This is a genomic window from Cellulomonas sp. B6, from assembly GCF_001462455.1.
Lineage (GTDB): Bacteria > Actinomycetota > Actinomycetes > Actinomycetales > Cellulomonadaceae > Cellulomonas.
Genome location: NZ_LNTD01000071.1, coordinates 1 through 24,418 on the forward strand (window position 1 = coordinate 1; position 24,418 = coordinate 24,418).

Annotated in this window: 26 protein-coding genes; 17 read left to right on the forward strand and 9 right to left on the reverse strand. The window is 76.6% G+C overall.

Annotation, left to right across the window (positions count from 1 at the left end; translation table 11 throughout):
- Window positions 1-62 precede the first annotated feature (62 nt).
- Entirely contained in the window at window positions 63-881 is an 819-nt protein-coding gene (locus ATM99_RS06010) for an SDR family NAD(P)-dependent oxidoreductase (RefSeq protein WP_082659333.1), read from the forward strand.
- Window positions 882-905: 24 nt separating this feature from the next.
- Here ATM99_RS06010 and ATM99_RS06015 read toward each other — a convergent pair whose 3' ends face one another.
- Window positions 906-2,798 (reverse strand): M48 family metallopeptidase, encoded by a 1,893-nt coding sequence (locus ATM99_RS06015; RefSeq protein ID WP_062102021.1) that lies wholly within the window; start codon window positions 2,796-2,798, stop codon window positions 906-908.
- Between the two features lie 151 nt (window positions 2,799-2,949).
- A complete protein-coding gene (locus ATM99_RS06020) occupies window positions 2,950-3,981 on the reverse strand; it encodes a P1 family peptidase (RefSeq protein WP_062102022.1) in 1,032 nt (343 codons plus the stop codon).
- 87 nt (window positions 3,982-4,068) lie between these two features.
- Here ATM99_RS06020 and ATM99_RS06025 point away from each other — a divergent pair, with 87 nt between their 5' ends.
- The 4 genes from ATM99_RS06025 to ATM99_RS06040 all read left to right on the forward strand — a co-directional run bounded on the left by ATM99_RS06025 (window position 4,069) and on the right by ATM99_RS06040 (window position 6,441).
- Complete coding sequence (locus ATM99_RS06025; RefSeq protein WP_223304823.1) at window positions 4,069-4,746, forward strand: SRPBCC family protein; 678 nt, start codon at window positions 4,069-4,071, stop codon at window positions 4,744-4,746.
- A gap of 184 nt (window positions 4,747-4,930) precedes the next feature.
- Window positions 4,931-5,134, forward strand: coding sequence for a cold-shock protein (locus ATM99_RS06030; RefSeq protein ID WP_046529349.1), 204 nt, complete (start codon window positions 4,931-4,933; stop codon window positions 5,132-5,134).
- Between the two features lie 168 nt (window positions 5,135-5,302).
- Window positions 5,303-5,689, forward strand: a complete 387-nt coding sequence (locus ATM99_RS06035) for a PadR family transcriptional regulator (protein ID WP_062102023.1) — start codon at window positions 5,303-5,305, stop codon at window positions 5,687-5,689.
- Window positions 5,686-6,441, forward strand: a complete 756-nt coding sequence (locus ATM99_RS06040) for a hypothetical protein (RefSeq protein WP_062102024.1) — start codon at window positions 5,686-5,688, stop codon at window positions 6,439-6,441. Before ATM99_RS06035 ends, ATM99_RS06040 begins: the two co-directional genes overlap by 4 nt.
- A 56-nt stretch (window positions 6,442-6,497) precedes the next feature.
- On the opposite strand, the gene ATM99_RS06045 is transcribed toward ATM99_RS06040, so the two are convergent.
- The 3 genes from ATM99_RS06045 to ATM99_RS06055 are packed head-to-tail and all read right to left on the reverse strand — an operon-like array spanning window position 6,498 to window position 9,426.
- Window positions 6,498-7,868 (reverse strand): lysophospholipid acyltransferase family protein, encoded by a 1,371-nt coding sequence (locus ATM99_RS06045; RefSeq protein WP_223304824.1) that lies wholly within the window; start codon window positions 7,866-7,868, stop codon window positions 6,498-6,500.
- Complete coding sequence (locus ATM99_RS06050; protein WP_062102025.1) at window positions 7,865-8,800, reverse strand: phosphatidate cytidylyltransferase; 936 nt, start codon at window positions 8,798-8,800, stop codon at window positions 7,865-7,867. The genes ATM99_RS06045 and ATM99_RS06050 overlap by 4 nt, the downstream gene beginning before the upstream one ends.
- A complete protein-coding gene (locus tag ATM99_RS06055) occupies window positions 8,797-9,426 on the reverse strand; it encodes a CDP-alcohol phosphatidyltransferase family protein (RefSeq protein WP_062102026.1) in 630 nt (209 codons plus the stop codon). The genes ATM99_RS06050 and ATM99_RS06055 overlap by 4 nt, the downstream gene beginning before the upstream one ends.
- A gap of 231 nt (window positions 9,427-9,657) precedes the next feature.
- On the opposite strand from ATM99_RS06055, the gene ATM99_RS06060 reads away from it, so the two are divergent.
- Window positions 9,658-9,954 (forward strand): type II toxin-antitoxin system VapB family antitoxin, encoded by a 297-nt coding sequence (locus ATM99_RS06060; RefSeq protein ID WP_062102027.1) that lies wholly within the window; start codon window positions 9,658-9,660, stop codon window positions 9,952-9,954.
- 37 nt (window positions 9,955-9,991) lie between these two features.
- Entirely contained in the window at window positions 9,992-10,696 is a 705-nt protein-coding gene (locus ATM99_RS06065; RefSeq protein ID WP_062102028.1) for a LytR C-terminal domain-containing protein, read from the forward strand.
- Between the two features lie 62 nt (window positions 10,697-10,758).
- Here ATM99_RS06065 and ATM99_RS06070 read toward each other — a convergent pair whose 3' ends face one another.
- On the reverse strand, window positions 10,759-12,096 hold the full coding sequence (locus ATM99_RS06070) for a uracil-xanthine permease family protein (protein WP_062102029.1): 1,338 nt from the start codon (window positions 12,094-12,096) through the stop codon (window positions 10,759-10,761).
- A gap of 150 nt (window positions 12,097-12,246) precedes the next feature.
- Between ATM99_RS06070 and ATM99_RS06075 the strand changes: the two genes are divergently transcribed.
- Together ATM99_RS06075 and ATM99_RS06080 are read left to right on the forward strand one after the other, a co-directional pair.
- Entirely contained in the window at window positions 12,247-12,465 is a 219-nt protein-coding gene (locus ATM99_RS06075) for a hypothetical protein (protein ID WP_062102030.1), read from the forward strand.
- Between the two features lie 127 nt (window positions 12,466-12,592).
- Window positions 12,593-13,897: a glycosyltransferase 87 family protein gene (locus ATM99_RS06080; RefSeq protein WP_062102031.1), complete on the forward strand. Its 1,305-nt coding sequence runs from the start codon at window positions 12,593-12,595 to the stop codon at window positions 13,895-13,897.
- 47 nt (window positions 13,898-13,944) lie between these two features.
- Here the strand turns inward: ATM99_RS06080 and ATM99_RS06085 are convergent, their stop codons facing one another.
- Window positions 13,945-14,895 (reverse strand): LLM class F420-dependent oxidoreductase, encoded by a 951-nt coding sequence (locus tag ATM99_RS06085; RefSeq protein ID WP_062102041.1) that lies wholly within the window; start codon window positions 14,893-14,895, stop codon window positions 13,945-13,947.
- A 144-nt stretch (window positions 14,896-15,039) separates the two neighbouring features.
- Between ATM99_RS06085 and ATM99_RS06090 the strand changes: the two genes are divergently transcribed.
- Window positions 15,040-15,681, forward strand: a complete 642-nt coding sequence (locus tag ATM99_RS06090) for a DUF1684 domain-containing protein (RefSeq protein ID WP_082659335.1) — start codon at window positions 15,040-15,042, stop codon at window positions 15,679-15,681.
- A gap of 13 nt (window positions 15,682-15,694) precedes the next feature.
- On the opposite strand, the gene ATM99_RS06095 is transcribed toward ATM99_RS06090, so the two are convergent.
- Complete coding sequence (locus tag ATM99_RS06095) at window positions 15,695-16,663, reverse strand: Fpg/Nei family DNA glycosylase (RefSeq protein WP_062102032.1); 969 nt, start codon at window positions 16,661-16,663, stop codon at window positions 15,695-15,697.
- An 83-nt stretch (window positions 16,664-16,746) separates the two neighbouring features.
- On the opposite strand from ATM99_RS06095, the gene ATM99_RS18875 reads away from it, so the two are divergent.
- The 6 genes from ATM99_RS18875 (at window position 16,747) to ATM99_RS06125 (ending at window position 22,384) form a co-directional block, all read left to right on the forward strand.
- Window positions 16,747-17,475 (forward strand): hypothetical protein, encoded by a 729-nt coding sequence (locus ATM99_RS18875; protein ID WP_062102033.1) that lies wholly within the window; start codon window positions 16,747-16,749, stop codon window positions 17,473-17,475.
- A gap of 62 nt (window positions 17,476-17,537) precedes the next feature.
- A complete protein-coding gene (locus ATM99_RS06105; RefSeq protein WP_223304825.1) occupies window positions 17,538-18,410 on the forward strand; it encodes a tyrosine-protein phosphatase in 873 nt (290 codons plus the stop codon).
- 84 nt (window positions 18,411-18,494) lie between these two features.
- Window positions 18,495-19,457: an NAD(P)-dependent oxidoreductase gene (locus ATM99_RS06110; RefSeq protein WP_062102034.1), complete on the forward strand. Its 963-nt coding sequence runs from the start codon at window positions 18,495-18,497 to the stop codon at window positions 19,455-19,457.
- A 319-nt stretch (window positions 19,458-19,776) separates the two neighbouring features.
- Complete coding sequence (locus tag ATM99_RS06115) at window positions 19,777-20,784, forward strand: methionine ABC transporter ATP-binding protein (protein ID WP_062102035.1); 1,008 nt, start codon at window positions 19,777-19,779, stop codon at window positions 20,782-20,784.
- Entirely contained in the window at window positions 20,784-21,464 is a 681-nt protein-coding gene (locus tag ATM99_RS06120; protein ID WP_062102036.1) for a methionine ABC transporter permease, read from the forward strand. The genes ATM99_RS06115 and ATM99_RS06120 overlap by 1 nt, the downstream gene beginning before the upstream one ends.
- Before the next feature lie 74 nt (window positions 21,465-21,538).
- A complete protein-coding gene (locus ATM99_RS06125) occupies window positions 21,539-22,384 on the forward strand; it encodes a MetQ/NlpA family ABC transporter substrate-binding protein (RefSeq protein WP_062102037.1) in 846 nt (281 codons plus the stop codon).
- A gap of 229 nt (window positions 22,385-22,613) precedes the next feature.
- On the opposite strand, the gene ATM99_RS06130 is transcribed toward ATM99_RS06125, so the two are convergent.
- Window positions 22,614-23,810 carry a benzoate/H(+) symporter BenE family transporter gene (locus ATM99_RS06130; protein WP_062102038.1) on the reverse strand — a complete coding sequence of 399 codons (1,197 nt, stop codon included), beginning with the start codon at window positions 23,808-23,810 and terminating at the stop codon, window positions 22,614-22,616.
- Window positions 23,811-23,866: 56 nt separating this feature from the next.
- Here ATM99_RS06130 and ATM99_RS06135 point away from each other — a divergent pair.
- Window positions 23,867-24,418 (forward strand): helix-turn-helix domain-containing protein (locus ATM99_RS06135; RefSeq protein ID WP_223304826.1); only part of this gene is annotated, 552 nt, incomplete at its 3' end.

The window sequence follows — 24,418 nt, forward strand, 5'->3', positions numbered from 1 at the left end:
GTGACGAGCACCCCGAGGAACAGGGAGACCTTGATCTGCACGTCGAACGGTGTGGCGACGCCCTGGAAGTTCAGGGACACGGTGCCGCCGCGGCGCGCGCGCTCGCCGCAGCGGGCCACGAGGTCGTCGTCGTCGGCCGCAACCCCGAGCGCACGCGGCGCGTCGCGGACGAGGCCGGCGCGACCGCGCACCTCGCGGACTTCACCGACCTCGCGCAGGTGCACACGCTCGCCGACGAGCTGCTGACGGCGCACCCGCGCATCGACGCGCTGGTGAACAACGCGGGCGGCCTGTTCCCCGAGCTGGCGTGGACGCACGACGACCTCGAGACGACGTTCCAGGTGGACCACCTCGCGCCGTTCCTGCTGACCCACCTGCTGCTGGACCGCCTGCTCGCGTCGGAGGGCCCGGCGGTGGTGACGACGTCGAGCGCCGCCCACCGCGTGTCGCGCCTGACGACGGCCGACGCCCTGGTGCTGGGCGGCCGGCAGGACGAGCGGCGCTACGTGCCGTTCCGCGCGTACGCCGACGCGAAGCTCGCGAACCTGCTGTTCACGCGCGAGCTGCACCGCCGGTACCACCGCGCGGGCCTGGCGTCGGCGGCCGTGCACCCCGGCGGCGTGGCGACGAGCTTCGCCGGGACGTCGCACGACCTGTTCGGCTGGTTCTACCGCTCGCCGCTCGGGCAGCGCGTGCTGCGCACGCCCGAGCAGGGCGCCGCGGACCTCGTGCGCCTGGCCGGCGGGCGGCCCGACGTCGACTGGCCGTCGGGCCAGTACTGGGCCGACGGCCGGATCGCACGCGTCAACCACCGCGGCGACGACCCGACGCTCGCGCGCGTGCTGTGGGAGCGCAGCGAGGAGCTGCTGGGCCTGGCGTGAGGGGCGGCCCGAGGCCCCCGGGCCTCACGCGGTCCGGGCGGCCTTCTGCTCCAGCGGCGCGAACGACCCCAGGTGCCCGGCCAGCACCTCCTGCGACTGCTTCGTCAGCGTCTCGCCCGACCACGGCTCCTTGAGCTCGATCGTCGTGCCGTCGTGCAGGGCGATCGTGGCGCGCACGGGGATCGCGCGCCGGACCGTCGCGGCGCGCACGTCCTCGTAGGCGACGTAGCGGTGCATCTCGGCGAGGCGGTGCACCGGACCCGCGCCCAGGTACCCGGCGAGCCGCGCCTTGCCGCCCTCGGGCTTCTTGGGGCACGGGATCAGCACGAGGCCACGGTCGAGGACGAGCACGTCGTGGGGCGTGCCGTCGACCGCGACGGTCGCGAGGCCCGCGACGACGCTCGCGCCGTGCGCGGTCGCGCGGTCGGCGACCTGGCCGACCGCCGCGAGGTCGACGCCCAGGCCCGTGAGCCACTCCCGCACCTGCGCCACCCGCGCCGGGTCGGCCGCGTGCCGGGCGTGCGCGGCGAGGTCGACGGGCTCGCCGTCGGTCGTGCGCAGCACGGCGGGGCCCGCCCAGTCGAGCGTCCACCGCGCGGCACCGGCCGCGACGAGCGCGGAACCGAGCACGGGCGTCAGCGCGTCGACGAGGGTCGCGCCGCCGAAGGCGTTGCCGTCGGGTGCGTGCACGCGCGCGGGCTCCACGCCGAGCTCACGTGCGAGCTGGGCGCCGCGGCCCTGCTCGACCAGGTCGAGCAGGGCGCCGACGCTGCCGCGCGGCACGCCCACGAGCCGGGCGACGACCCGGTGCACGGCGTCCGCGCGGCGCTGCTCGCCCGCCGCGACGGCGGGCGGCACCAGGTCCGGCCAGTCCAGCCGGCGACGGTCCTCGAACGCGAAGGTCTCGTCCGCGAGCGTGGCCGCGAGCACGTCGAGCCCGGGGACGAGCGCGCGCGCAGGGCGGTCGTCGGGGACGTGCGCGACGTCGGGCAGGCGGTCCATCGCGACGAGCCGCTCGGCCGTCGGCGGGTGGCTGTCCCACCGGGTGCCGCGGGCGTCGGACGACGCGGTGCGCAGGTCGCCGAGCTCGCCGTGACGTGCCGCCAGCAGCTGCGGGAAGCCGCCGAAGAACGCCGCGGGCGTCGGGGCGAGACCGACGTCCCACCCGGTGCTCACGTACTGACCGAGGTAGAAGTCCCACGCGGCGTCCACGACGCCGACCTCGCGCAGCGCCGACTGCGCGGTCGCCCGGCCCACGGCCCGGACGGACAGGGCGTCGGCCGCGAGCTCCTGGCGGCGGCTCGTGGCCGCCGAGACCAGCAGGTAGAGCTTGCCGTACTGCCGCAGGAGCCAGCCGGGCAGCGACCCGGACAGCTGCTGCACCGTCGCGCCGATGACCTCCCGACCACGGTGCACGACGACCGACAGCCGGGTGTCGTCGTGCGAGTAGTGACCGAGCTCGTGCGCGAGGACCGAGCGGAGCTGGGAGACGCTGAGCCCGTGCAGCAGCGGCACGCCCAGGACCATGCGCCGCGTGCCGCCGACGAGCCCGAGGAGCCGCGCGTCCTCCATGACGCCCGCGTTGACCGCGGGGACGAGCCGGATCTCGTCGGGACCGGCCGTGCCCGCGAGCGCGGCGACCTCGTCGACCATGCCCCACAGCTCGGGCGCGTCGGAGCGCAGCACGAGCGGGCCCGTGGGCGGCGCGGGACGCGCGCGGGCGACCTTCCACAGGGCGACCACGATGCCGCCGAGCGCGAGCGCCGCGAGGGCGGCGAGCTTGATGCCGTTGGCCCCCGAGCCCGACCGGGCGGCCGCGAGCGCGAGCAGACCGAGGCCGACCACCAGCGCCCCCGCGAACAGGTAGAACCCGATCAGTGTCGCGACCGCGACGGCCGCGCGCGTCCTCGTGCTCATGCTGGCTCCCTGCTGGGGGACCCGGTCGCGGGTCCGTGCGAGCGGGAGCGTAGCGACTCCCGGGCGCGCCCGGGCGGCCGGGGTGTGGGCCGTCCGGGTGACGTCGCGGGGCGGCTCGGGCGCCGGCGCCCGCACGGTCGAGGACCGGTCGTCAGCCCGTCCAGCCCGGCAGCTCGACCGTGGGCGTGCGCACGCCTCGCGCCGCGCGCACGGCGTCGACGACGGCGCGCTCGACGGCTGTGGCCGCGGCGGCCTGCACCGCGACCAGGGCGGCGACGCGCTCCGGCCGGTCGGTCGGCAGCGCCACGGCCTGCGTGGCGAGCGCGAAGACGGTGTCGCCGTCGGCGAGCGTGTGCACGGGGTCGAGGGCGCGCGCGAGCCCGTCGTGCGCGGTGGTCGCGGTGCGTGAGGTCTCGGCGGGGTCGAGCGCGGCGTCGGTCGCGACGACGACGAGCGTCGTGTTGAGCGGCGGGTCGGCGGTCGCGTCGGCCACGCGGGCGCCGTCCGCGTCGAGCGCACCGCCGGGTGCGGCGGCGGGGGCGCCGAGGCCCGTCGGCGCGCCCGCGGCGTTGACGACGACGAGCGCGCCGACGACGACGCCCGCGCCCGGCCCGTCGGGCAGGTGCACCGACGCCGTGCCGACGCCGCCGCGGTAGGACGCGCCCGCGAGCGCGGCGCCCGTGCCGGCGCCGACCCCGCCCCGCGCGACGGGTGCGCCGTCACCCGACGCGTGCGCGGCGGCCGCGGCGTCGTAGCCCATCTGCTCGGTGGGGCGCGCCGTGAAGTCGCCGCCGCGCCCGAGGTCGAACACGGCCGCCGCGGGCACGATCGGCACGACCTGGCCGGGCACGCGCGAGACCGGGAACCCGCGTCCCTGCTCGGCGCACCACCGCTGCGCGCCGTGCGCCGCGACGAGCCCGAACGCGCTGCCGCCGGTGAGCACCACGGCGTCGACCGTCGGCACGAGCGTGCGCGGGTCGAGCGCGTCGGTCTCGTGCGTGCCGGGCCCGCCGCCGCGCACGTCGACGCCGCCGACCGTGCCCGATGGCGGGAGGACGACGGTGACGCCGGTGAGCCACCCGTCGCCGACGCGCTGCGCGTGCCCGACGCGCACGCCGCGCACGTCGGTGAGCGCACCGGTCGGGGGCGTGGCGGTGCCGGCGGTGTCGGGCGTGGCGCTCATCGACCCAGCGTGGCACGCCCAGGCGTCGCACAACGGACGGGACGTTCGGCTCAACCGCCCGCGGGCACGCCGTGGTGCGGTGGACGCGTGGACCGCCGACACCTGACCCTGCGCCTGCCGCTGCCGCGCCCGCGCGAGGTGCTGGGCACCGCCGTCGCGCTGGGCGTCGCGGGCCTGCCCGTGGCGCGCGCGTGGGGTCTGCAGTGGGGTGCGCGCGAGGACGAGCTCGACGCGACCCTGCCGGGCGACGACCTGACGCCGGACGCGGACCTCGTCGCGACGCGCGCGATCGGCGTCCCGGCGTGCACGCAGGACGTGTGGCCGTGGCTCGTGCAGATCGGGCAGGGGCGCGGCGGCTTCTACTCGTACGACGCGCTCGAGAACCTGGTCGGGTGCGACATCCGCTCGGCCGACCGGGTGGAGCCCGCGTGGCAGGACCTCGCGGTGGGTGACGTGGTGCGGCTGCACCCCGCGAAGGGGCTGGACGTCGCGGTCGTCGACCCGGGCCGGGCGCTCGTGCTGCGCGGGCCGGACGCGCCCGCGGGTGCGGCGCCGCCGCCGTACGGGTTCTCGTGGGCGTTCGTGCTGCGGCCGGACCCCCGCGGCGGCACGCGGGTCGTGGTCCGCGAGCGCTACGTGTACACGTCGGCGGCGTCGCGGCTCGTGGCCGAGCCGTCGTGCCTGCTGAGCACGGTCATGACGCGCGGCATGCTGCGGGGGCTGCGCGCACGGGTGCTCCTGGGTGCCGACGCGTCCGCGGGCTGAGCGTCAGCCGTCCGGGCGGGGGCGACTTGGGGTGAAGGCCTCGCTTCGCACGCCCGTGTCCGGCTACTGTGTACCCGTAGTCGCAGTGCTGTGCTTGTCCACCTTCTCCGGAGCGGACGACGGCCACCGTGATTCACCCGGTCCCGGTCGTCGGGGTCGTAGTACACGCATGAGGAGAATGACAGTGCCTACTGGCATCGTGAAGTGGTTCAACGCCGAGAAGGGCTTCGGCTTCATCGCCCCCGAGGACGGCGGCCCGGACGTCTTCGTCCACTACTCGGCCATCCAGACGCAGGGCTACCGCTCGCTCGAGGAGAACCAGCGCGTGCAGTTCGACGTGCAGGCCGGCCCCAAGGGCCCCCAGGCCTCGAACGTCGAGCCCGCCTGAGCCTCCGCTCAGCGAGCCTGACAGCTCTCGCGAAGGGCGCTCCGACCTCCGGGTCGGGGCGCCCTTCGCCGTTTCCGGGGCCGGGGTTCGACGACGTACCGAGGCCCGGGCCGGACCCGGCGAAGCCCCTAGGTTGTGTTCCTATCTAGTCAGCCGTACTGTCTAGTCATGCCCACCCGCTCCCCCGCCGAGGACACCCCCGGCACCACCGCACCGGCCGCCGACTGGCCGAGCGAGTGGCTGCGCGGCGTCCTCACGCTGTGCGTCCTGCGCGTCCTCACCGCGGGCGCGACGTACGGCTACGAGATCGCGCAGCGGCTCGCCGCCGCCGGGCTCGGGGAGATCAAGGGCGGCACGCTCTACCCCCTGCTCGCGCGCCTGCACACGGCGGGGCTGGTGGAGGAGGAGTGGCGGCCCGGCGACGGCGGCCCCGGGCGCAAGTACTACGCGCTCACCGCCGCGGGCCGCGCGCACCTGCACGACGAGGGTGCGCGCTGGTCGCGCTTCGCCACCCTCACCCAGACGTTCGTCACGACACCGGAGGTGGCCCCGTGAGCCTCGACCCCGCAACCCTCGCCCCGCACGTCGACCCCGACTGGACCGAGGCGCTCGTCCTGGAGCTGCGGCTGCGCGACGTCCCCGGCGACGCGATCGGCGACGTCCTCACCGAGATCGACGCGCACGTCGTCGACTCCGGCACGAGCGCTCAGGACGCCTTCGGCGACGCCACGCGCTACGCCGAGGAGCTCGCCGAGACCGCCGCACGCCCCGTGCCCGACGACCCGCGCGACATGGTCCCGTACGCGCTCGGCGCCGCCGGGTTCGTCGCGGCGCTCAACGGCCTCGGCGCCTGGGTGAAGTCAGGGTCGGGGTCGGGGCCGCTCGCCGTGACCGTCGGGATCGCGGCCGTGCTCGTCGTCGTGGCGGTCACCCCGTTCGTCCTGCAGCGGTACGGGACGCCGCTGCTGCGGTTCCTCGTCTCGGGCTCGCCGCTGCGGGCCTCGCTCGTGGTCATGGCGCCGATGGTCCCGACCGTCGTGCTCGTGCTGCTGGGCCGCGCGTGGGAGCTCGTGACGCTGCCCGCCGCACCCGTCACGCTCGGCGGGGCGACCGTCGCGGTCGCGGCGCTCGTCATGGCACGGCGCCGGCCCTCGCTCGAGGACCCGGTGGTCGCACCCGGCGGCGACCGCGACGCCGCGCTCGCCGAGGCGCGCCGCGAGACCACGCGCCTCACGCTCCTGACGACGGGCGCCCAGGTCGTCATCGCGTTCGCCGCGGTGGTCGGCGTGGTCCTGCTGTCCCGCTGACGCCACCGCAGGTCGGTCGACGTCGGGCGCGTCCCGCACGCCCGGGCTCGCGGCGGTCAGCGGCTCCAGCGCCGCACGACCGCGGCGAGCCCGACGGCGAACGTGACACCCGCACCCGCGAGGTACGGGCCGTAGAACCGCCGCAGCACCGGCGCCGCCGCACCGGCCGCCGCACCGACGACCGCACCGACCGCGAGCGCCCGGGCACCCCGCGCGCCGAGCGCGTGCGCGGCCAGCGGCCCGGCGGGCACGCCCGCGGCCCCCGCCTCGGCCGCGTACACCTTGACCGGCACGCCGTTGAGCGCCTGCCGCCAGACCCCCCGCGCACCCACGGCGAGGTCGGCCGCGGCACGCGCCCGCATCGCGGGCGTCGTCAGCGGCGCGGGCGGCCGCTCGCCGCGCGCCGTGAGCGCGCGCGTCACCAGGACCCCCGCGACCGACCCGACCGCCAGGCACGCCGCGGCCGGCACGACGCGCCGCGGGTGCGCCGCCGCGACGAGCACCAGGTACATCTCGGACGTCACCGGCAGGCTCACGGCCTCGGCGAACCCCCAGGCGACGGCTCCCACCATCCCGGCCGGCCCGGACATCACGCCCCGCAGCACCCGCCACGTGCGCGAGCGCGACGGCACGGCCGGCCCGGCGGCGAGCATCCCCTCGATCTGCGCGACGAGCGGGGCCATGTCCGTCAGGCCGTGCGGGTCGACCGGGTGCCCGACCCGCACCTCGACGGCGCCCGGCGTCAGCCGACCCTTCTTGGCGAGCAGCTCGTGCGTGCCGACCACCGCCACGGGCAGGATCGGCACGTCGAACTCCTGCGCGATCCGCAGCGCACCGCTGCGGAACCGGCCGAGCCGCCCGTCGGTCGAGCGCGTGCCCTCGGGGAACACCAGCAGGCTCGACCCGCTGCCGAGCACCTGCGTCGCGCCGTCGAGCAGCGACTCGTACCCGCCGCCGCCCTGCCGCCGCACGGGGACCGCACCGATCGCGAGCTTCAGCGCCCGGGCCTTCCACGGGTTGTCGAACCAGTAGTCGTCGGCGGCGACGACCACGGGCTTGTACGGCGCGGGGAACGCCGCGATGAGCGCGGGGGTGTCCGCGTGCGACGAGTGGTTCGCGACGACGACCATCGCCTCGTACGGCGCCGAGCCCACCACCCGGAAGCCCCCGACGAGGTGGAAGACGTTGCGCCACACGGTGTGCCGCACGGCACCGGCCAGGTTGAAGCCGGGCGGCAGCCCGACGCGGCGGCGGAGGCGTCGCAGCGCGTCTCCCGAGGCCGCGAGCACGTCGCCCGCGTGACCGCCGTGCGCGGCGGGCGGGGTGGACGCGTCGGCGTGCGAGGCGTCGCGGTGCGGCGTGTCGGGGTGCGGGGCACCCTCGTGCGCGGCGTCGTCCGCCGCCGTCGTGCGGTCGTCGGCGCTCACGCCAGCACCCACGCGAGCGGCAGCACCAGCAGCAGCGAGTCCACGCGGTCGAGCAGCCCGCCGAACCCGGGCAGCCACGTGCCCGCGTCCTTGACGCCCGCGCGCCGCTTCACCATCGACTCCACCAGGTCACCTCCCACACCGCCGAGCACGACCGCGACCACGAGCCCGGGCGACACCGCGCCGAGCACCACGAGGACGAGCGTGCCACCGATCGCGGCACCCACCAGCCCCCCGACCGTCTTGTTGGGGCTGAGCGGCGACAGCGGCCGCCGCGCCCACGCGAACCGCTTGAGCCCCTGCCCGCCGCACCACGCCGCGACGTCGGCCGCCGCGGCCGCGAAGCACAGCAGGAACGCGTCCGACCCGACGAGCACGAGGTGCGCGAGCGACCAGCACAGCCAGATCGACCCGAACGCGGCCCCGGTCGCGCGCTCGACGCCGCGCTCGACGTCGCCCGCGAGGACCGCCGGCACGGCGCACAGCAGCGCGACGAGCGGCACGAGCCCCAGCAGGCCGGGGTCGAGCCAGGCCGCGAGGGGGTACGCGACGGCGAGGACCAGCAGGATCGCGGTCTCCGGGCGGGGCAGCCGCGTCATCGCCGCGTACTCGCGCACGGCCTGCAGCGCGAGCAGCGCCGCGAGCAGCGCGGTCGGGCCGGGGCCGAGCCACAGGGGGATCCCGATGACGGGCAGGATCAGCGCCCACGTCGTCCAGCGGCGGCGCAGCTCGGGCCGGCGCGACGCGAGCACCGGCCCGGCGGCGACGGCGAGGATCCCCGCGGTCAGCGCCAGGAGGAAGACGGCCCGGCCGTCGAGGTCGAGGTGCCAGCCGCCCAGCCGCAGGTCCAACGCGTAGGCCGTGCGGTCCAGCCCGGTCCACGCGGCGAGCGGGTCGAGCACACCCGGGCGCTGGGACGGGTCGACGCTCACGCCGCGGCCCCCGCGCCCCCGGTGCCGGCGGCGAGCGCGCGCGCGATCCGGCGCGCACGCACGACCGCCGTGAGCACCGACCCCGCGACGACCACGACGGCGACCCACGCGAGCAGCCCGGGCAGCGCGGCCGCGACGACCGCGAGCGCGCACCGCTCGGTCTTGCCGAGCGGGCCGCCGTTGAGACGCGGCGCCCCGGCCCCGGCGCCCGCCAGCGAGACGAACGTCGGCAGCGTCGCGGCGACGGCGGCGACGAGGACCCACGCGAGCGGCGTGAGCCCCGCGAGCACGTCGCCCCCCGTGCGGGCCGCGAGCACCGCGAGCCCGGCGAGCATCAGCAGGTCGGACGCGCGGTCCCCCAGCTCGTTGAGCACGAAGCCCCACGGCCGGGAGACACCCCGCGCGCGGGCGACGGCGCCGTCGAGGTTCGCCCCCGCGAGCCGCGCCGCCAGCAGCACCAGCGCGACGGGCCACCAGCCGAGCGCGAGCGCGACCCCGGCGAGCGCGGCCGCGACGACGCCGACCGTCGTGAAGACGTCGGGCGACGTGCCCCGCGCGACGGCACCGGCGACGAAGCGGTGCAGCCGCCGGGTGTACCAGGGCTTGAGCGCGTACAGCGACGGCATGACGGCGACTGTAGCGACGCGACCGCGGTGCGGCGCGACGGCCCGGCCCGGCTCACCCGTCCGGCCCGCACGCCCGGGCGCACGTCCGGCCGCACGCCCGGGGCGGTCCGTCGCCGGACGGCGTCGCACCCTCGGCGCACGCCGTCGCAGCGGTGCGAGGTGGGCGACGACGCACGTGACGCGGGGTGGACGGTCCCGGGAAGGCCGCCGTCCACCCTCTAGACTCGGCGCGTGATCTTCAAGGCCGTGGGCGAGGGGCGCCCGTACCCGGACCACGGGTTGACGACCCCCGCGCAGTGGGCGGACGTGCCCCCGCGGCAGGTGCGGCTCGACGAGCTCGTCACCACCAAGCGCACGCTCGACCTCGACGCGCTGCTCGCCGAGGACTCGACGTTCTACGGCGACCTGTTCGCCCACGTCGTCGAGTACAAGGGCATCCTCTACCTGGAGGACGGGCTGCACCGCGCGGTGCGGGCCGCGCTGCACCAGCGCGCGCTGCTGCACGCGCGGGTGCTGGTGCTGACGTGACGCCCGCCGGCCGGCGCGAGCGAGGGGTGGGGGCCGCATGACCGACCAGGACCGGGCGCGCATGCTGCGCCGCCGCCACGTGCACGAGCGGCAGGCGGTCGTCTTCGGCGTGCTCATCGCCGGGCTCGGCGTGGCGGGGCTGGGCGCGGCGGCGATGTACACCGACAACCTGTCGCTGCCGTTCTTCGAGCGCGGCTTCTCGGCCGAGCCCACCGAGACGGCGGCAGCGGTCGCGACGTACTGCCCGCCCGAGGGTGCGCTGCCCGTGCCGCACGACCAGATCACGGTCGACGTGTTCAACGGTGCCGGGACGGCGGGGCTCGCCCGCCAGACGGCAGCGGCGCTCGGCGCGCTGGGCTTCGTGGTCGGCGAGACCGACAACGCCCCGTCCGTCACGGGTACGGGCCGCATCGTCTACGGTCCGGCCGGCAGCGCGGCCGCCTACACGCTGCAGGCGTACGTGCCCGGCGCGGTCCTGTCCTTCGCGGACCGCGAGGACGCGAGCGTCGACCTCATCGTCGGCTCCGAGTTCCAGGGGCTCCTGCCCGCCGAGCAGGTGCTCGTCGACCCGGCCACGCCGCTCGTCGGCCCGGACGGGTGCACGCCGTTCTCGGCGCTCACCGCCTCCGACGCCGACCAGGCGACCGAGGGCGACCAGCCCGCGGACGGAGAGCAGCCTGCCGAGGGTGAGCAGCCCGCCGACGGCGAGCAGCCCGCGGACGGCGAGCAGCCGGCGGGCTGAACCGCCCCGCGCGGAGGTGACGGCGGGGTGCGCGACGGCCGTGGCCGCCGCGCACCACCGGGTCAGTGCCTGATCTCGTCGCCGCCCGGGACGGACGCCGGCGTCGCCGGCTCCTGACCCGTGCCGCGCCACCGGGCCACGAGCCGCATGAGGTGGTACAGCCCGATCGCCGCGGCCGTGCCGAGCGCGATGCCCTCGAACCGCAGGTCGCCGGCGGACCAGACGAAGTTCGCGATGCCGATGATCAGCGCGACCGCCGCGGGCATGAGGTTCACGGGCGCCGAGAAGTCGACGCGGTGCTGCACCCAGATGCGAGCGCCGAGCAGGCCGATCATGCCGTACAGCACGGTCGCCGCCCCACCCAGGACGCCAGGCGGGATCGTGGCGACGAGCGCACCGAACTTGGGCGACAGCGACAGCACGAGCGCGGTCGCGGCGGCCACCCAGTAGGCGGCGGTCGAGTAGACGCGGGACGCGGCCATCACGCCGATGTTCTCGGCGTACGTCGTGGTGCCCGAGCCGCCGCCGGTGCCGGCGAGCGTCGTGGCCAGGCCGTCGGCCATGAGGGCGCGCCCCACGTACGGGTCCAGGTCGCGGCCCGTCATGGCGGCCACGGACTTGACGTGGCCGACGTTCTCGGCGACGAGCACGAGCACGACCGGCAGGAACAGCCCCAGCACCGCGACGTCGAACGTCGGCGTCACGAACGGCGGCAGACCGACCCACGCGGCCTCGCGCACGGCGTCCAGGTCGACCTCGTGACGCACGAGCGCGACCGCGTACCCGACGAGCACGCCCACGAGGATCGACAGCCGGCCGAGGATGCCGCGGAACAGCACGGTCGCCAGGATGATCGCGAGGAACGTGACCGTCGCGGTGACGGGCGCGGCCCGGAACCCCGAGCACGACCCGTCGTCCTGGCAGGACCCCCACGCCGCAGGCGCGAGGTTGAAGCCGATGAGCGCCACGATCGTCCCCGTGACGACCGGCGGCATGAGCGCGTCGATCCACCGCGTGCCGGCGACGTGCGCCACGACCCCGACGACCACGAGCGCGAGCCCCGTGACCAGGATGCCGCCGACCGCGACGGACTGACCGCCGGCCGCGGTCGCCGCACCGACGGGTGCGATGAACGCGAAGCTCGAGCCGAGGTAGCTGGGCAGCCGGTTGCGCGTCAGCAGCAGGAACAGCGCCGTGCCCAGCGCCGAGAAGAACAGCGTCGTCTGCGGCGAGAACCCCGTCAGGAGCGGCACGAGGAACGTCGCACCGAACATCGCGACGACGTGCTGCATGCCGATGCCGATCGTCCGGCCCCACGCCAGGCGCTCGTCGGGCGCCACCACCTCACCCGGTGCGACCGTCCGCCCGTCGCCGTGCACCGTCCAGCCCCAGCTGCTCATGCCTCCGCCTCTCGCCGTCACCGCCGGACGTGAGGGTAGCGACCCCGGGCGGGCCACGGGCGGGACGACCGTCCACCGTCCCGCCGGGCGGCGGGCGTCGCCCCGTGGGACGGTGGAGGTCCGCCGCCGGACCACGGAAGGAGACCGACCATGTCCGTCCCCACGAGCCCCGACGAGCCGCTGTCCGACGAGGCCGCCCCCCGCACCGAGGGAGCGCCCGACCCGGTCGTCACGACCGCCCCGACGGCCGAGCCCGCCCCCGACGAGCACGAGGACCTCGGCGCGGCCGAGGGCACGCCGGGCTTCCCACCCGCACCGGGCGGCCTGCACGGCGCGCCGACCCCGGTGCCTCCCCACCGCACGTCGTGACCTGCACGCGGTGACCTGCGCGCGACGTCGCGCGCAGCCTCGTCACGTCGCGCACACGCACGTCGCGTAGCCTGGCGCCGCCTCGACCCGTCGCCGCCCCGGGAGGCCCACGCTGAACGTCCCCGTCGTGCCCGCCCGCGCCCGCTCCGCGCTCGTCTGGGTGGCGTTCGCGCTCGTGCACCTCTGGTTGACGTACCTGGGGACGACGTTGCTGGCCCGGGCGTCGTTCGGCGACGTGGACCTGTACCGGCGGTGGGTCGAGCACGGCGTCGCGACCGGGACGTGGCCCGTGCTCGACGACCCGTGGGTGTACCCCGCCGCGGCGCTGCTGCCGATGCTGGTCGCGGGCGTCTCCGGGGTGACAGCCGACGCGCCGTACGCGCTCGCGTGGTGCGCCCTGGTGACGGCGCTCGACGCGGCGGCGGTCGCGCTGCTGCTGCGTCGCCCCCGCGGGCGCACGGCCGCCGCGTGGTGGCTCGGGTTCCTGGCGCTGCTGGGCCCCGTGGCGATCGGCCGCCTCGACGCGGTCGTCGCGCCCGTCACGGTGGTCGCGCTGCTGCTCGCGCTGACGCACCCGCGCACGTCGACCGCGCTGCTGACCGTGGGCGCGTGGGTCAAGATCGCACCGGGCGCGGCGGTGCTGCCGCTGCTGCTCGCGACGCGTCGGCCGTGGCGGCGTGTCGTGCTGCCGGGCGCTGCGGTGTGCGCGCTCGTGGTCGGCTCGGTCGCCGCGCTGGGCGGGGGTGCGCGCATCGCGTCGTTCGTCCTCGAGCAGGACGCGCGCGGTCTGCAGCTCGAGGCGGTCGCGGCGACCCCGTGGCTCGTCGCCGGGCTGTTCACGAACCGGGTCGAGCACGTGTTCAACCGCGAGCTCGTCACGTGGGAGATCCACGGGCCGGGCACGCAGCCGACCGCCGACGCGCTGGGTGCCGGGCTCGTGGTCGCGGTGCTCGCCGTCACCGCGCTGCTGTGGTGGTGCCGGCGGCGCGACGGCGCACGGTTCTGGTCGGACGACGTGCTGCGCGGGGACTTCGTGCTGCGCGGGGCGTTCGTGCTCGCGCTGACCCTGATCGTCACCAACAAGGTCGGCAGCCCGCAGTTCATGTCGTGGCTGGCGCCGTCCGTCGCGGTCGCGCTCGCGCTGGGGCGGCCGTGGTGGGGACGCACCGCGCTGACGCTGCTGGGCGTCGCGGCCGCCACGCAGTGGGTCTACCCGTGGTGGTACGGCGACGTGGTGTCCGGGTGGCCGTTCGCGACGCTCGTGCTCGCGGCCCGCAACGTCACCGTGGTCGTGCTGCTGGTCGTGGCCGTGGTGCACCTCGTGCGCCCGCCGGGCCCAGCCGCCCGTGCGACGGACGGGCCCGACGGTCCGTCGCTCGGTGCGGACCACGACCCGCACGCGCGCGTGACGCTGCGAGCCGCGGCGGACTGAGGCACGCGCCGTGGTCGCGGGCACCGCCACGGCGCCGTGACCACGGGTCAGCGCGGCAGGTGCGGCGCCACCTCGTCGGCGACGAGCTGCAGGTGCTCGAGGTCCGCGAGGTCGAGCACCTGCAGGTAGACGCGCTGCACGCCCTGCTCGGCCAGCCACGTCAGCCGCTCGACGGCCTCGCCCGGCGTCCCGGCGATGCCGTGCTCGCGCAGCTCGGCGACGTCCCGCCCGATCGCCGCGGCGCGGCGCGCCAGCTCGGCCTCGTCCCGCCCGACGCACATCACGAGCGCGACGGACTGCACGAGCGAGCCGGGGTCGCGGCCGATCGCGACGCACTCCTCGCGGAGTCGCGCGATGCGTGCCGGGACGCTCGCGACCTCGGGGAACGACTGGTTGTACTCGGCCGCGAAGCGCGCGGCGAGGCGCGGCGTGCGCGTGGGCCCGCCGCCACCCACGATGATCGGGACGCCCGCGCGCGCGGGGTCGAGCGGCGAGCGCTGCACGGGCTTGGGCAGCGCCGGGGAGTCCGTGAGCGTGTAGTGCTCGCCCGCGTGGCTGAACGTCTCCCCCACGGGCGTGCCCCACAGCCCCGAGACGATCTCGAGCTGCTCGGTCAGCAGACCGAACCGCTTCTCCGGGAACGGGATGCCGTACGCCGCGTGCTCGGCCGCGAACCAGCCGGCGCCGAGCCCCAGCTCGACACGCCCGCCGGACATCTGGTCGACCTGCGCGACCTGGATCGCGAGCACGCCCGGGTACCGGAACGTCGCGGCCGACACGAGCGTCCCGAGCCGGATGCGGCTCGTCTCGCGCGCGAGCCCCGCGAGCGTCGTCCACGCGTCCGTCGGGCCCGGCAGCCCGTCGCCGTCGCCCATCACGAGGTAGTGGTCGGAGCGGAAGAAGGCGTCGAAGCCGAGGTCCTCGGTGGCACGCGCGACCGCGAGGAGGTCGTCGTAGCTGGCGCCCTGCTGGGGCTCGGTGAAGATGCGCAGATCCATGCCGCCAGCCTCGCACGACCCGCCCACGCCGACCGTGCGGGGAGACGGCGACCGTGCCGTGCGCACCGCGGCCCGGCGGGTGAACGACCCCGACGCGCGGCCGTTCGACGTGCGCGCCGGCCGCGCGCTTGCGACGGTGGACCCGTGCACGACGCCACGCCCCTGACCGCAGCCCTCGACGTCGCCGACTGGCGTCGCCGCACCGCGCAGACGTACGCGCAGGTCCGGACGCTCGCGGTCGACGACCCGGCCGGTGCGCACGCCGTGTGGGTGCAGCAGCGCGACGAGCTCTTCGCGTTCCATCCCGCGTCCCCGCTCACCGCCGACGCGCGGGCCGTCTTCGACGGGCTCGACGTCGCCCCCTACGACCCCGCGTACCGGTTCGAGGTCGAGGTCGAGCGCGCGGGTCAGCAGCGGCTCGACGTGGCGACCGGCACCGACGGCGTCGTGGGCTTCGACCGGATCGGCGTGGTCGAGCTGGGCGACCTCGGGCGCCTCACGCTGTGGTCGCTGCGCGGGTACGGCGGCGGCCTGTTCCTGCCCGTGCGCGACGCGCTCGCCGGGACCGTCACGTACGGCGGCGGGCGGTACCTGCTGGACACCATCAAGGGCGCCGACCTGGGGACCGACCACGTGGGACGCCTGGTCGTCGACCTGAACTTCGCGTACGCGCCGTCGTGCGCGTACGACCCGGCGTGGGCGTGCCCGCTCGCGACGCGCGCCAACACGCTGGCCGCCGAGGTGCCCGTGGGCGAGCGGAACGCGCCCCCGGCGGCCGAGGGCTGACCCCGCTCGCGCGTCAGACCTGGCAGACGGGGCAGCGGTAGAGCTTGCGCGCCGCCATCTCCTCGACCACGACGGGCGTGCCGCACACGCGGCACGGCAGGCCGCCGCGCCCGTACACCCAGTGCCGCGCGGTCGGGTCGTGCCGGGCCCGCTCGCGGCCGGCCGCGTCGAGGTCCTCGCGCGTGAGCATGACGCCGTCGCGGATGCCGTCGGCGAGCAGCACGGACCAGTCGTGCCACAGCGCGCGCACGGTGTCGGGCGGGACCCGGCGCCCCTGCGTCCACGGGTCGAGCCGCGCCCGGAACAGCAGCTCGGCGCGGTAGATGTTGCCGATGCCCGCGACGACGGACTGGTCCATGAGCAGCTGACCGACCGGGACGTTCCTGCGCGTCACGCGCTCGACGACCACGTCACCGGCCGCGTCGAGGTCGTCGACCTCCTGCGGGTCGGGGCCGAGGCGGTCGCGCACGAGCGCGGCCTCGTCCGCCGTCAGCACCTCGCACGCCGACGGCCCGCGCAGGTCCGCGACGACCGTGCCGGAGTCGAGCCGCACGCGCACCTGCCCCAGCGGGGGCGGCGGCCACGTCGGGTCGCCCTCGGCCGCGCCGGCGGTCGTGTGCTCGGTCTCGTCCTCGCCCATGCGCAGGCGCCGCGTCGAGGGCTGCGCGTCCATCGCGGCGCCCGGACGCACGCGTGGCGCACCGAGGCTGCCGCGCACGCGCTCGCCGTCGCCCAGCGGGCTGACGTCGCCGTACAGGTCCCACGCGCCGTACAGGCCCAGGTGCACGCGCAGCACGTCGTCGTCGCCGAACGCGCAGAACAGCTGCTTGCCGACCGCGGACGCGCGCGTCATGACCCGCCCGTCGAGCCGCGCGGCGCCGGCGGCGAACCTGCCCTGGGGCGACGAGACGGCCAAGGGGCGTCCGACGAGGTCGAGCGCGAGCTGACGGGCGATGCGGTGGACGGTATGACCTTCGGGCACGGCGCCACCCTACGAGCGGGCACCGACAGCCGCCGGTCCGTGCGGGTGCCTTCGTTCCGCGAGCGCGCGGCCGATGAGGAGGCGTGTCGTCGCACCGCGTCCCGGTCGCGGCGGCCCGCGGGGCGACGGGCGTGGACGCCGGCCGCGCGACGGCCGTCGCGCTGAGCGGGCGCGCCCTGGCCGTGCTGACGGGCACGGGCCTGGTCCTGGGCGCCGCGCTCGGGAGCGTCACCGGACCGCTGGTGACGTGGGCGGACCGGACGCTGCTGCCGGTGCCGCTCCTGCGCGACGTCGTCCTGGCGACCCCGGCCGGGCCGCAGGTCGCGGTCGTCGCGGTGGTGGGCGGCGCCGTGGGCGCGTGGTGCTGGGAGCGGTGGCGGCGCGACGTCGGCGTCGTCGAGGTCACCGCGGAGGGCATCGGTGTGGTGCGCCACGGGCACGAGCGGTTCGTCGCCCGGGCCGCGGTCGAGCACGTGCACACCGACGGCGACGACCTCGTGGTCCTGGGCGCCGGTGGTCGGCAGCTGCTGCGCTGCCCGGCGGACGCGCTGCTGCGGCGCACGGGCCGCGCGCTGCGCGCCGCGGGGTACCCGTGGTCGGAGGACGGCGACCCGCACGCCGACGAGTGGCGGCGGTGGGCGCAGGGCCGCCCGGGCATGCCGGACGGTGCCGACGCGCTGCTCGTGCGCCGTCGTGCGGCCCTCGGCGACGAGGACCCCGCGACGGTCGACGCGCTGACGTCCGAGCTCGGCACGATCGGCGTCGCCGTGCGCGACCGACGCGGGGCCCAGCAGATCCGCCGCACGGGCTGAGCGTCCGGGGGACGCGCACCGGTCCCGCCTCGCGCCGGGGCGCCGTGTGCCAGGCTCGGCCCGTGGACGACGACGCGACGCTGCCCCCGCACCCGCCCACGACCCCGAGCGGCGAGCCCGTCCCGGTGCCCGGCCACGGCGCCGCGCACGACCCGCACGTGCTCGCGTCGGACGTGCTCGCGAACCTGCGTGACATCGGCGGGCGCCGCACCGCCGAGGGGCGCACCGTGCGTCGGGGCGTCGCGCTCCGCTCGGCCGAGCTGCGCGCCGCCGCGATCGCCGACGACCCCGCGATCGCGGCGCTGGGCGTCCGGACGGTCGTCGACCTGCGCACCGACGCCGAGCGCGCGGCCGCGCCCGACGTGCTGCCGCGCGGCGCGCGGGGGGTGCACGTCGACGTCCTCACGCTCGACCCGCACGCCCCCGCGGCCGACCTCACGCAGGTGATGGCGCAGCCGCAGCACCTCGAGGCGACGCTCGCCGCGCTGGACCCCGCGGCGCGGATGCGCGAGACGTACGTCGACCTGGTCGTCGGCGACGCGGCCCGCACCGGGTACGCGACGCTGCTGCGCGCGGTGCTCGACCAGGACGCCGGGCCGGTGCTCTACCACTGCACCGCGGGCAAGGACCGCACGGGGTGGGCCACGACCGTGCTGCTGCTCGCCGCGGGCGTCGACCACGCGGGCGCGCGGGCGGAGTACCTCGCGGTGAACGCGGCGGTGCGGGCGATGTACGGCCCGCTGCTGCACCGGTTCGCCGACGCGGGTGGCGACCCGGGCCTGCTGGTCCCGCTGATCGAGGTGCGCGAGGAGTACCTGGACGCCGCGCTCGGGGCGCTGACCTCGACGTTCGGCACGGTCGAGGGCTACCTGCACGACGGTCTGGGCCTGACGGGACCCGAGGTGACGGCGCTGCGGGCGGCGCTCGTGGCCTGACCGCGGGGCAGATCACCCGCGCGGGTGACGCCGTGCGGTGTGAACGGACATACGCAGGCAACCCGGACACGGTTGGATGTCCCCGTGCTGACCTGGACCTTCCCCGCCACCGAGCTGCGTCTGATGTTCGGGGCGCCGCCGCGCGGCGCCCGCACGGCCCTGTGGGACCCGACCGCCGACGACGAGCCGGCGGGCCTCGCGCTCGACGACGTACATGCGGTCCTGGTGCCCGACGCGCACGACCCGCGGGTGCTCGAGCGGGTCGCCCGGGCGCCGCACCTGCGGTTCGTGCAGCTCGCGAGCGCGTGGCACGACGGCCTCGCGGGCGTCCTGCCGGGTGGCGTGACCGTGGCGGACGCGCGCGGCGTGCACGCCGACGGTGCGGCGGAGCTCGCGGTCGGGCTGGCGCTCGCGCAGCTGCGGGGCATCGACGACGCCGCGCGCCGCATGGCCGTGCAGCACTGGTCGGCCGCGCCGGGGCGGCGGGCGTCGCTCGCGGGCAGCCGGGTCCTCGTCGTCGGCGCCGGGGCGCTCGGCACCGAGGTCGTCGCGCGGCTGCGCGCCTTCCGGGCGTCGGTGACGGTCGTGGCGCGCACGGCGCGCGAGACGCTCGACGGCCACGTGCACGGGGTCGACGAGCTGCCGCACCTGCTGCCGCGCGCGGACGTCGTGGTGCTCGCGGTGCCGCTCACCGACGCGACGACGCACCTGGTCGACGAGGACTTCCTCGCGGCGATGCACGACGACGCGCTGCTCGTGAACGTCGCGCACGGGCGCGTCGTCGACACCGACGCGCTGGTCGACGAGCTCGGGTCGGGTCGGCTGCGCGCCGCGCTCGACGTGACGGACCCGTCCCCGCTGCCGCCCGACCACCTGCTGTGGCGCGCACCGAACGCGCTCGTGACGCCGGGAGTGGGGCGCGACACACCGCTGACGGCGGCGCGCCTGACCGAGCTCGCGCGGCGCCAGCTCACGGCGCTGCTGGCCGAGCGGCCGCTGGAGAACGTCGTCGCCGGGCCGCCGGTGATCCCGCTGCTGGACCTGTGAACCGGGACGTCGTGCGACGTCCCGGACGATCTGACGCCCCGTCTCGACATGTGGTCCCACATGCCGAGACGGCGCCGGGGTGCGTCCACGGCGCGTGCTTGCATGGCGGACATGGCACACATCGACACGCACGCGTCGCGACCGGCCCTCGCCGTCGCCGCCTGCATGTGCCGTGCCCGAATGTGTCGCTGACGGCGACCCCGCGCGCCCCTCGCGCGCTCCCCTGACCCGCTGCCGCTCGTCCGCGCCCGGGTCGTCCCCCGCCCGCCGCACCGGCACCCTGCGTGCCCCGCCCGCGGCACCACCTCGAAGGACCCCCGTGATCGAGCTGACCGGCCTCCGCAAGGTCTACGCGTCGCCCGACGGTGACGTCGTCGCGCTCGACGGCATCGACCTGCACGTCGAGCGCGGCACCGTGCACGGCATCGTCGGGCGCTCGGGCGCCGGCAAGTCGACGCTCATCCGCTGCCTCACGGGCCTCGAGCGCCCCACGTCCGGCACGGTCCGGGTCGACGGCGTGACGATCTCCGACCTCGCCGAGAGCAAGCTGCGCGCGGCCCGCCGCCGCACGGGCATGGTCTTCCAGCACGTCAACCTGCTCGACTCGCGCACCATCGCCGCGAACGTCGCCTACCCGCTCGAGGTCGCCGGGGTCCGTCGGCACGAGCGCGCCGACCGGGTCGCCGAGCTGCTCGACCTCGTCGGCCTCGGCGACCGCGCCGGCGCCTACCCCGCCCAGCTGTCCGGCGGGCAGAAGCAGCGCGTCGGCATCGCCCGCGCGCTGGCCACCGAGCCGGGCGTGCTGCTGTGCGACGAGCCCACGTCGGCGCTCGACGGCGAGACCACGCGCCAGATCCTCGGCCTCGTGCGCGACCTGCGCGACCGGCTCGGCATCACGGTCGTCGTCATCACGCACGAGCCCGCCGTGGTGCGCGACGTGTGCGACCACGTGACGCTGCTCGAGCACGGCCGTGTCGTGCAGACCGGTGCGCTCGCGCAGGTCGTCACGGCCGTCGGCTCGCCGCTGTCCCGCGCGCTGGTGCCCGTGCCCGACCTGCCGCCCGGCGACCGGCGCGCGCTCGTCGAGGCCGTGTTCTCGACCGACGCCGTGCCGACGAGCCTCGCGTTCGCCGCCGTCGCCGCGCTCGGCGACGACGTCGAGGTCGCGTCCGCCACGGTCGAGCCGCTCGGCGGCGTCCGGGTCGGCCGGCTCATCGTCGACGCCCCGACCGGGCGCGTGCCCGAGGTCGTCGAGCGGCTGCGCGCCGCGGGGCTCGACCCGCTCGCCGTCCCGACCACCACCGACGCCGGGCAGGAGGTGGCGTGATGGGCGACCTGTGGATCGAGCTCACGACCAACCGCGTCATCCAGCAGAAGCTCCCCGAGGCGACCGTCGAGACCCTCCAGATGGTGGGGCTGTCGGCGCTCGTCGTGCTCGTCGTCGGGCTGCCGCTGGGGCTGCTGCTGCGCTCGCTCGCGTCCGACGGGCTGACCCCGAACCGCACGGCGTCCGCCGTGCTCGGCTTCGTGGTCAACACGCTGCGCGCGCTGCCGTTCATCATCCTGGCCGTCGCCGTGATCCCCGTGACCCGGGCGATCGTCGGCACGAGCCTCGGGTGGGAGGCCGCGGTCGTGCCGCTCAGCCTCGGGACCATCCCGTTCTTCGCGCGGCTCGTCGAGACCGCGGTCCGCGACGTCGCGCCCGGCAAGGTCGAGGCCGCACGCGTCATGGGGTCGACGACGCCGAAGATCCTCGGCGCGGTGCTGGTGCGCGAGGCGCTGCCCGCGATCGTCTCCGGGTTCACCGTCACCGTGATCGCGCTCATCGGGTACTCCGCGATGGTCGGCGCGATCGGCGCCGGCGGCCTCGGGTTCCTCGCGATCACCTACGGGTTCCAGCGGTTCGACCCGACCGTCCTGTACACGTCCGTCGTCGTCATCGTCGTGCTGGTCACCGTGGTCCAGCTCGTCGGCGACGCCGTCGCCCGCCGCCTGGACCACAGGTGAGCACGCCCCGCCGCGACCGCGGCCCCCGCACGTCGTCCCCGACCGGGGGACGGACCCTGAGAGGAACACCCGCGATGAAGAGAATCGTCCGCACCGCAGCCGTCCTGTCCGCAGCGGCCCTGGTGATGACGGGCTGCGCGGGTGGCGACGACCCGGACGCCGGCGCGTCCGCGGGCTCGACCGACGCGTCCGGCACCACGACCCTCGTGGTCGGCGCGAGCCCCGTGCCGCACGCCGAGATCCTGCAGTTCGTCAAGGACGAGCTCGCGGCCGACGCGGGTCTCGACCTCGACATCCGCGAGTTCACGGACTACGTGCTGCCGAACACGGCGCTCGCCGAGGGCGAGCTCGACGCCAACTACTTCCAGCACCTGCCGTACTTCACGGCGCAGGTCGAGGAGAACGGCTTCGACTTCGACCACTTCGACGGCGTGCACATCGAGCCGTACGGCGTGTACTCGAAGAAGGTCGAGTCGGTCGACGACATCCCCGACGGCGGCGTCGTCGGCATCACCAACGACCCCGGCAACCAGTCGCGCGCGCTCGACCTGCTGGTCAAGGGCGGGCTCATCACGCTCGAGAAGACCGACGGCGACGCGACCCTGCTCGACATCAAGGACAACCCGAAGAACCTCGAGTTCGTCGAGACCGCACCCGAGCAGCTCGTGGTCTCGCTGCAGGACGTGGACGCCGCGATCATCAACGGCAACTACGCGCTCGAGGCGGGCCTCAACCCGGCCAAGGACTCGATCCTGCTGGAGTCGGGCGAGGACAACCCGTACGCCAACTTCCTCGCCGTGCGCGCGGAGGACAAGGCGAACCCCGCGCTCGTGAAGCTCGACGGCCTCCTGCACTCCGACGAGGTCCGCGCGTTCATCGAGAAGCGCTGGCCGGACGGCGAGGTCGTCCCGGCGTTCTGACGCACGGCACCGACGACGGGGCCGGGCACCCTCACCGAGGGCGCCCGGCCCCGTCGTCGTCCACGACCGTCGCACCGGCCACCGCCCACCGGCCCACCCGATCCGCCGAACGCGGGGTTCTGCCGGTTCTCGGCCGCCACCCCCGGCACAACCCCGCACTCGACGGGGGCGTAGTCGGCAGCGTAGTGACGTGGTGGCCGTCGGTGGGCGACCGACGGCAGGTGGAGGCTCAGGTCGCCGGCGGGCGGGGCTCAGGCGCGGAGGACACCGGCGCGGCGACGCGCGGACGCAACCACCGCCACGCGACCAGGCCCGCGACGAGCCCCCAGAACGCCGAGCCGACCCCCGCGATCGTGACCGAGCTCGCCGCGAGCAGGAACGTGATCAGCGCGGGCACCCGCCGCGCCGCGTCACCGGTGGCGACGGCGAGCGCCGACCCGAGCGCGGGCAGCAGCGCGAGCCCCGCGACGGCCTCGACGAGCCCGGCCGGGGCGGCGGCGACGAGCGCCGTGAGCGTCGGGGCGAGGGCCGCGAGCACCAGGTAGCACACGCCGGCCGTGCGGGACGCGACCCACCGCCGCGCGGGGTCGGGGTGCGCGTCGGGCGAGGCGGGCAGCGCCGCGGTGATGGCCGCGAGGTTGACGGCATGCGCGCCGGCCGCGGCACCCGCGACGGTCCCGGCGCCCGTGACCAGCAGCGACGCACGCCACGGCACGGCGTACCCCGCGGACGCGACGACGGCCGCGCCGGGCACGTTCTGCGAGGCCATCGTCACGAGGTAGAGGGGCACGGCGATCCCGACGAGCGCGCCCGGCGTGAAGGCGGGCGCCGTGAGCTCGACGAGCGGTGCCACGAGCGCGGGCGGGTGGCCGGCGCGCGTCGTGACGACGACGGCCACGACGAGCGCCGCCGCGAACGCCGCGGGCGCCGCCCAGCGGGGCGCGAGGCGCAGCAGCACGAGCCACAGCAGCACGACGGGCGCCACCAGCAGGGGCGCTGCGACGAGCCCTCGCACGGGCGCGAGGCACAGCGTGAGCAGGACGCCCGCGAGCATCGCCTGCGCGAGCGGTGCGGGGACGGCGGCGACGAGCCGCCCGAGCGGCCGCCACAGCGCCGTGAGCACCAGGAGCCCGCCGCACACGACGAACGCGCCGACCGCGGCGGGCCACCCGCCGGCCACGCTGCCGGTCGCGACGAGCAGCGCGGCACCGGGCGTGGACCAGGCGGCGGTCAGCGGCGTGCGATACCGCTGCGACAGCACGACGGTCGCGAGGCCCTGCACGGCGCACAGCGCGACGAGCCCCGACGTGGCCTGGCGCGGGTCGGCGCCGACGGCGCGCAGCCCGGCGAGGACGACGGCGAACGAGCTGGTGAACCCGACGAGGGCCGTCACGAGGCCGACGAGGTGCGGCTGCAGGCGTTCCACGAACAGAACGGTAGCCGAGGTGTTCCGTCGACGGAACACTCCCCTATCCTCGTCGCGTGCCCGCCGACGCGTCCCCCGCCCCGACCACGCCGGCCGACGCGCTGCCCGCACTCATCGGCGACCGGCTGCGCCGCGCGCGCACCGAGCGCGGGCTGTCGCTCGGTGCGCTCGCCGCGGCCGCCGGCGTCGGCAAGGGCTCGCTCTCCGAGATCGAGCACGGCGCGCGCAACCCCACGCTCGGCACGCTCTACGCGCTGTCGGGCGCGCTCGGGCTGCCGCTGTCGTGGCTGCTGGCCGAGCGGGTCGGCGCGCAGGTCGCGTCCCCCGGCATCACCGCCCGGCTGCTCGACGCGCACGCCGACGCCGCCGGCACGGTCGAGGTCTACGCGCTGCGGCTCGAGCCCGGGCGGGAGCACACGTCGGCCGCGCACGGGCCGGGCGTCGTCGAGCACCTCGTGGTGACCCGCGGCCGCGCACGCGCGGGAGCCGCGGGCGCGCAGGTCACGCTCGCCACGGGCGACGCGACGACGTGGACGAGCGACACCGACCACACCTACGAGGCCCTCGACGCCCCCGCCGACGCGGTCCTCGTGGTCCGCACCCCCGCC